We start from the raw sequence: 8,638 nt of genomic DNA on the forward strand, positions 1-8,638 counted from the left end.
GGACAGTTCTTTGGTTGGTGGTACTATTAATGGCACTATTGATGCAAAGGAGCTTATGGATACACCTAAGTTTGAGGCAAATCTAACAATAGATAGGTTAAGGTATTTGAAAGATGAGTTTGGAACCTTGCGTGTTGCTGTAAACAACAATACAGAGAATGCATATGAAACTAACATTGCCTTATCTGGTGTACACGAGTTAAGGGTTAATGGATTTTACTATACTTCACCACAGAGTGCCCTTGACCTTAACTTAAACATTGATAAAATTGACCTGAAAGCAATAGAGAGTGTGTCAATGGGACAGATTAAGAATGGCACGGGTACAATATCCGGAGAATTGTCTATCAAAGGCCCCCTTGATGCCCCCAAAATTTTAGGCGACGTTAAATTTAACCAGGCCGCATTTACAGCAACTTATGTGAATTCTTATTTCAGAATGCCAAATGAGTCTATAAGTTTTACTGATAAGGGGATAAACTTCAATAGATTTACCATTATAGATTCTTTAAATCAGAAGGCAGTAATAACCGGTGGTGTCCTCACTACTGACTATAAAGATTTTCGGTTCAACATGGACATGAGAACGAACAACTTTAGACTTATGAACTCTACTGCTGCCGATAACGACATGATCTACGGTACTGTTTATGTTACCAGTACCATTAAGGTTCGCGGCGATCTTAACCAGCCTGATGTAGACATGAACGTTAAAGTAGAAGATAAAACTAAGTTCTTCTTTGCTATGCCACCTGATGATCCCTCGGTAATTGATCAGGAAGGTATTGTACAGTTTACAGATTTCAGCGCACCGCCGTTTAATGGTAAAAAGGCACTGAACGTTAGCGATTCCGTAAGCAAAGCTCCAATCAAGGGACTTAATTTAAGTGCTACTATCGACATTGATCCGGATGCAGAATTAAATGTAGTGGTGGATCCATCTAACGGTGATGCACTAAAAGTTAAAGGGCAAGCATCTTTAACAGCAACAATGGACCCTAGCGGCAAGACTAGTTTAACGGGAAGATATCAGGTATCTGATGGCAGTTACAATCTGACTGTTGGTCCTGTTAAAAAGGACTTTAAGCTGCAACAAGGCAGCAGCATTGTATGGACTGGAGATCCTATGGAGGCCAATGTAAACTTAACGGCATTATATGAAGTTAATACAGCTCCTATTGACTTGATAGGTGATCCAACACAATATGAGGCTAAAACCAAACTTCCTTTCCAGGTATACCTGATGATGACGGGTGAACTTTTAAAGCCAAGCATCAAATTTAAATTAGACTTACCAGAAAATGAGCGGGGTGCACTCAATGGTCAGGTATATGCGAAATTACAGAGTGTAAATACGAATGAAAGCGAACTGAACAAGCAGGTATTTGCACTATTGGCGTTCAACAGGTTTATTGCTGACAATCCGTTCCAAAGTCTGGCCGGAGGTAGTAGTGTTTCTTCTATTGCCCGTTCAAGCGTAAGTAAACTATTAACAGAACAATTGAACAATCTTGCATCCGATTTGATAAAGGGTGTAGATATAAACTTTGGTTTAAATTCATCTGAAGACTATTCGGCATCAGGCAGCAAGTCGCAAAAAACAGATCTGGAGATCGGTCTGTCTAAAAAACTCTTGAACGATCGTTTAATTGTTACCGTTGGTAGTTCTTTTGGATTGGAAGGCCCTCAGCAGCAAGGTCAGAGTTCTACCAATATTGCAGGAAATGTTAATGTGGAATACCTTCTTTCCAGTGATGGCAGATACAGGTTAAGAGCTTATAGACGCAATCAGAATGAAGGCGTAATTGAAGGACAGATCATTGAAACAGGGCTTGGATTTGCTTTAGTGGTTGATTACAATAAATTCAGGGAGGTTTTCCAAAACTTCTCTAAAAAGAAAAGATTTAGAAATGAAGAGAGGCGTAAAAATGAGACAACAAATTAAATCCGGCTTATTTATACTTGCATGTTTAATTTTTGGCGCCTGTAGCAGTACCAAAAACCTTAAACCCGGGGAGATTTTATATACCGGTGCCGACATTAACATCAATCCTGATTCAACAGCAAAAATTGACAATCAGAAAGAGGTTAAAGGGGTTTTACTTGATAAAACACGACCTAATCCTAATAAGTCAATTTTAGGCATAAAGTTTAAACTTGCCATGTACAATCTTGCCGGCGAACCTAAAAAATCAAAAGGGATCCGGTATTGGCTCCGCAATAAAGTGGGCGAACCGCCTGTGTTATTAAGCGAGGTAAAAATCCCTTATAACAACGCTGTGCTTAAAAGTTATTTGATTAGTCAGGGGTATCTTCAATCTGAAGTAAACGGAGATACTGTAGTTAGTGGTAAAAAAGGCAAAGCACTTTATACCGTTGTTACCGGTGCGAGATATAAAATTAACAGTGTCGAATTCCCAAAAGATAGCACAGGTATAGTCCAAATCATAAATCAGAATAAAGATAAAACGCTATTAAAAGTAGGCGACAATTATGACCTGGAAACTTATAAAAATGAGCGGATCAGAATAGACAATGATTTAAAGGAACAGGGATATTTTTATTTTAATCCTGATTATTTGATTTTACAGGTTGATAGTACTGTAGGCAAACATCTGGTAGATATCAGAATAAAAGTAAAAGACATTGCCCCTGATGCAGGCCTTAAACCTTATACCATTGATAAAATTAATATCTACCCTAATTATTCTTTAAGAAGAGATAGCGCAATCAGAAATTCAACTCCTGAAGTATACAAGGATTTTAATATTTATGATACACGACACACCTACAAGCCGGGCTTATTTGACCGCTTGGTTTTCTTCAAAAAAGACGAATTGTACAATAGGCGTGATCATAACCAATCTTTAAACAGAATGGTTAACATAGGTATTTTTCAAAATGTTAAAGCAGAATTTTTACCTGTCGACAGTTTTAGAAACAATAAGCTAAACCTTAACATTTTCCTCACCCCTTTAAAGAAAAACTCTCTTTCCTTTTCACTAACCGGAACCAGCAAATCCAATAACTTTGTCGGATCAGAAGCTAAGTTAACTCAAACTACCCGTAACCTTTTTAGAGGTGGCGAGCAGTTGGATGTAAGTGTAAGTGGTGGATTCGAAACCCAGGTAAGCGGGCAGGCCAAAGGACTAAACTCATATTCTTTTACTACTGAAGCAAAGCTTACCTTCCCAAGGTTTATACTCCCTTTCTTTAACTTTAACAGTACCAATGCGTTTATTCCTAAAACCATTGCTTCTTTATCATACCAATCGCTAAACAGAGGTTCCTTATACGGTTTAAATTCCTTTAAAGGAGAGTTTGGATATAACTGGAAAGAGAATTTATATAAAGAACATAGCTTTAACCCTATCTCTATAAATTACGTAACATCTAACGTAACCAATGATACGGCAAGAAGGGATAGTCTCTTTAGTGCAAACCCCGGCTTGGAAAAGAATCTCGAACGCCAGTTTATTATAGGAAGCAACTATAGTTTCACATTTACCAACCAGATGGAGGATTTCAGAAGAAACAATATATATTTCAATGGAACTCTTGAAACTGGTGGAAACGTATGGGGCTTATTTGCAGGAAAAAACGATGAAGGCAAAAAGACTGTATTAGGCATTCCTATCAATCAATTTATACGGGTTGAAACCGATTTTAGAGATTATTATAAAATCACAAAGAACCTGATCTGGGCAAGCCGTTTAAATCTTGGATATGGATATGGATATGGGAACAATACATCTATCCCTTTTGTGCGTCAGTTCTTTGCCGGAGGCAGTAACGATATCCGGGCTTTTGCAGCCAGGTCATTGKGGCCCGGATCTTACAAACTGCCAAACCAAACTAATAACTATACCGACCAAAGTGGGGATATAAAGGCAATGGTTAACACAGAGTTACGTTTTAAATTATTTAGTGTTTTATATGGGGCTCTATTTGCAGATGCCGGGAACGTGTGGTTAAGAAAAGAAGATCCGTTAAGACCAGGGTCAGGCTTTAACTTTAAAGATGCACTTGATGAAATTGCGGTAGGCACCGGTGCCGGCCTCCGGGTAGATGCATCGATCTTCGTTATCCGCTTAGATGTAGCCTTCCCTATCAGAAAACCTTATCTTGAACCTGGAAATCGTTGGGTAATAGATCAGGTAGATTTTGGAAGCAGCACCTGGCGTAAAGAAAATTTAATCTATAACATAGGTATTGGGTATCCTTTTTAATATTGATTATGACATTCTTAAAAAAAGCTATTCATTTTGTTAAAGCAACAGCACATTTATTTATAGCCGCTGGAAAAGGGTTTATGGAAGACAGGGTGATGAAGCTAAGCGCGGCACTAGCCTATTACACCATATTTTCTCTTACCCCACTTATCATTATTATCATTGCTGCAGCAAGTTTGTTTTTAGGTGGAGATATTAAGCATACAATAGAAACCTCTGTAGATGGAACAGTGCAAGAATATAAAATGGATCCGCGAGAGGAACTCTTCTCTGAAATACAAGATTTGGTAGGTCCGGATGCCACTGCTCAACTCAAATCATTCGTAAAACAATCAAACGTTTCGGGAAAAAGTACATTAGGGCTAATTATAGGTATCACTACACTTATTATTGGTGCTACGGCTATGTTCATAGAGATTCAGGACAGTATTAATTTAATCTGGAAAGTAAAGGCTGTACCAAAAAAGGGATGGAAAAAATTAATCACCAACAGACTGCTCTCCTTTTCGCTAATTGCTTCGCTTGGATTTTTGTTACTCGTCTCCCTTGTTATAAATAGTATTGTAGTAGGCATAGGCGACAAACTTGTGGGGCTTGCGTCTAAAGTCGGTGTCGAAAAGGTATCAGAGCTATTTATGCTAATCCTTACCAATGCCTTAACACTGGCAGTTGTAACCTGCATTTTCGCAATTATTTTTAAGGTGTTGCCTGATGTTGATTTAAAATGGAAACCAGCAATTGTTGGGGCCCTGTTTACGGCACTGCTTTTTAGTTTGGGTAAGTATATAATTGGAATCTATATTGAAAAGGGCAACCCTGCATCGGCATTTGGCGCTGCCAGTTCTATAATTGTAATCCTGTTGTGGATCTATTACACCTCTATCATATTATATTTTGGAGCTGAATTTACACAGGCCTATGCAGAACGATATGATAAAGGTATAGCACCAAGTAAATATGCAGTGCATACCAAAATTGTTATTGTAGAAAAAAAGGTGGATGTATTGCCGCCACAGCATCCGGAAGACACAAAGATCCCTTAAATATACTTAAGCATCTGGTCCATCAATTCCTGTTCTAAAAACGGCTTTAGTACCAGATCATTCATTCCTGCTTTTAAGTAGGCTTCTCTGTTTTCCTGCATTACATGGGCAGTTATTCCTAAAATCGGAATTCCGGATTTCGCAAAATCCCCGTTATATCTGATTTCATGTGTAAGCTCTACCCCACCCATCACTGGCATCTGAATATCTGTTAACACAATATTGTAGTCATTCTTCTTGTATAATTCGAGTGCCTGTTTACCATCATAAGCAGAATCATATTCCATGCCCCACCGCTTTAATATTGTTTGAACCAGCAAAATATTCATTTTATTATCATCTACCAGCAGCACCTTCTTTCCTTTCAGCTTCTCAACAGTTGACGTTCCTTTATCAACATGTTGCTCCTCTGCAAATTCTGAAATAAGGTAGGGGATTTCAAAACTAAATACGGAGCCCTTACCAASTACACTGCTCACATTTATTTTACCACCCTGCAGTTCTACTATCTTTTTACAAATTGCTAATCCCAGTCCAGTTCCCTGAAGTTGTGTTGTAGCCGATGAATAGATTTGCGAGAATTCAAGAAATATCAGATCAAGGTCTTCCCTGGCCATACCTATACCAGTATCCTCTACCTGTACTTTTAGTACCGCCTGTTTTTTCCCATCTATTACCAATTGAACCCGAAGCGTTATTTTCCCTCTTTTTGTGAACTTAATCGCATTGGTTAGCAAATTCATAACAACCTGTTTCAAACGCAAACGGTCGCCAATTAAATAAATATTTTTATCGATAGCTATTTTACTCTCTAATTTCAGATCCTTATTTTCTGCAAGAACATTCATGCTATGAAAAACTTCCGCAATCTCTGATTCCGGAGAGAAAGGCTCAGATTCGATATTTATTACGCCTACTTCATATTTAGAAAAATCTAGAATTTCATTAACCAGTTCGAGCAGCATCTCTGATGAACTGCGTATAGCGTCTACCTGCTCTCTCTGTTCATCATTCAGGTTACTCTTGCCTAGCTGCTCAGAAAATCCAACTACCGAATTTAATGGTGTGCGTATTTCATGGCTCATATTAGCAAGGAAACGACTTTTCGAATGCGAATCTTGAGCTGCCAAACCATTCAGGCTGATCAATAAACTTTCATTCTTATAAAGCTTATATAAATTATATAGAATAATTGCGACTAAACAAACCAACAATAGTGCATCTATCAGTTCCATTCCGCTTAATTTTTTAAGCTCTACTTCAAGCTCTTCGCCCAAAGTAACCCTTCGTTTAGCCACATACTCAATATCATTTTGCTTAAACTCCTTTAATACCGTAATAATATCCTGGATCAGTTTATTATTCAACAACAAAATTGCCTTTTCATTGCTCTTGATTTGGTTATTGTTAGCATAAAGCTTCCGGTAATAGGCTTCTACTTCTTCTAACAATTTGTTATTAAAAGTGGTAACCTCATCTACCACTCCCTCGTTCTTTTTGGTTTTAACAATTGTAACGGCACTATCTTTACTCCCTTTATTGGAAATTGCATCCGCTAATCGGCCAAAGAATTTTTTACGTGGTTTAACTGCTTGTTTAATCGTATCGACGGTTGTTACTGTTTTAAACTTTTTCTTTATTGAACCCAGATTAATTTTTGCCTGGGCACGCCTTTCTTCCAAACCAAGTTTTGAGAACCCGGCAAACAGGCTATCTGTTAACTGCCTAAGTTTCAAATAGCTCTCTGTCTTTAGCTTTTTCTGTTTTACAAGTTCTTTTAAATCCTGATTTTCCGTATTGTTATCGCCTAGGCTATTTAAATCGTTTAAAAGAAGAGAGATTTTATGGATACCGTCTGAGAATTGATTAAGATAATATTTATCTGCAGTTACGGCATACATGCGCGAATTATTCTCTGCCTGATAAAGGGTATAAATACAGGTATCTACTTCCGAATAACTTTTCTGAAGCATCGTTAGCTTCGTAATATCGTGCTTTAGCCCATTAATTTTATTATTCCTGAGGTATAACAGAAAGGCATAAATAAACAATGCAAATATCAAAAATGCTACTACAAAGTAACGGAATGGATCTCTTCTCTTAGCGTTAAACGACATATTATCTTATTATACTGCAGTTTTAATAACTACAGAACTTATCAAACAATTATATCAAAAGGGATCTGATTGAAATACAATAATAAACGAAAATTTTCACATAACCGATACTTTAATAAATCTTAAGCAACATCTAGTGTTGTTTCCTCAGGATCTTCTGCAATAACGAGTTCTTCGGGCAATAATTCCTCTATAGTATCTTTCTCTACCCTAAGGTTTCTAATGATGTGTTGTTGCCTGTCCGGGGTATTTTTACCCATATAATATTCCAAAAGATTTTTAATGGTCTGATCCTTTAAGATTACTGGATCTAACCTGATATCCTTACCTATAAAAAGTCCGAATTCATCTGGCGAGATTTCACCTAAACCTTTAAATCGGGTAATTTCAGGTTTGTTACCAAGCTTCTCAATTGCACGCTTTCTTTCATCGTCGCTATAGCAATAAATCGTTTCCTTTTTATTACGAACCCTAAACAATGGCGTTTGCAAAATGTAAACATGGCCTGCACGCACAAGATCAGGAAAAAACTGAAGAAAAAAGGTCATCATTAACAACCTGATGTGCATACCGTCAACATCGGCATCAGTAGCAATTACAATATTATTGTAATGCAAGCCTTCCAACCCGTCTTCAATATTCAATGCATGTTGCAACAGGTTGAACTCTTCATTTTCATATACCACCTTTTTAGTAAGCTCATAACAATTCAGAGGCTTACCCTTAAGACTAAAAACTGCCTGGCAATCTACATCTCTGGATTTAGTGATAGAACCGGAAGCAGAATCACCCTCGGTAATAAACAAAGTAGTCTCGTATCTCTTATCGTGATTACTGTTAAAGTGGACTTTACAGTCTCTTAGTTTCTTGTTGTGTAAAGATGCTTTTTTTGCCCTATCGTTAGCCAGCTTCTTGATGCCTGCAATATCTTTACGCTCTCTTTCAGACTGCAGGATTCTTTTCAACAATGCATCAGATACATCAGAATGTTTGTGCAGATAATCATCAAGTTCCTTTTTAACAAAGTCGTTAATGAATGTTCTTACCGAAGGCCCCTCGGGGCCCATATTCTGAGACCCAAGTTTGGTTTTAGTCTGCGATTCAAAAACAGGTTCCTGCACCCTAACAGAAATTGCAGCAATAATGGATGCCCTGATGTCAGAAGCATCATATTCTTTTTTATAGAACTCTCTTATCGTTTTTACCACTGCCTCACGGAATGCAGCCTGATGCGTACCGCCTTGCG

The 8,638-nt window shown here is 37.7% G+C and carries 5 protein-coding genes; 3 read left to right on the forward strand and 2 right to left on the reverse strand.

Features of this window, described 5'->3' with window-relative positions; all coding sequences use genetic code 11:
- The 3 genes from AC1DDX_RS17360 to AC1DDX_RS17370 form a co-directional block, all read left to right on the forward strand.
- A partial coding sequence (locus tag AC1DDX_RS17360) for a translocation/assembly module TamB domain-containing protein (RefSeq protein ID WP_477622327.1) occupies window positions 1–1,945 on the forward strand: 1,945 nt, incomplete at its 5' end.
- Complete coding sequence (gene tamL / locus AC1DDX_RS17365; protein WP_477622328.1) at window positions 1,911–4,229, forward strand: translocation and assembly module lipoprotein TamL; 2,319 nt, start codon at window positions 1,911–1,913, stop codon at window positions 4,227–4,229. The genes AC1DDX_RS17360 and tamL, both read left to right, overlap by 35 nt.
- Window positions 4,230–4,237: 8 nt before the next feature.
- Window positions 4,238–5,275, forward strand: a complete 1,038-nt coding sequence (locus AC1DDX_RS17370; protein ID WP_172661019.1) for a YihY/virulence factor BrkB family protein — start codon at window positions 4,238–4,240, stop codon at window positions 5,273–5,275.
- Here the strand turns inward: AC1DDX_RS17370 and AC1DDX_RS17375 are convergent.
- Together AC1DDX_RS17375 and AC1DDX_RS17380 are read right to left on the reverse strand one after the other, a co-directional pair.
- On the reverse strand, window positions 5,272–7,392 hold the full coding sequence (locus AC1DDX_RS17375; protein ID WP_477622329.1) for an ATP-binding protein: 2,121 nt from the start codon (window positions 7,390–7,392) through the stop codon (window positions 5,272–5,274). The genes AC1DDX_RS17370 and AC1DDX_RS17375 overlap by 4 nt on opposite strands.
- 122 nt (window positions 7,393–7,514) lie before the next feature.
- The coding region (locus AC1DDX_RS17380; protein WP_477622330.1) for a toprim domain-containing protein at window positions 7,515–8,638 on the reverse strand (1,124 nt) is incomplete at its 5' end.

The sequence above is a fragment of the Pedobacter sp. 10L46_2 genome, assembly GCF_056395165.1.

Coding starts and splice junctions, on each gene's coding strand:
- AC1DDX_RS17370 (WP_172661019.1), top strand. CDS start 4,238: ATGACATTCTTAAAAAAAGCTATTCATTTTGTTAAAGCAACAGCACAT.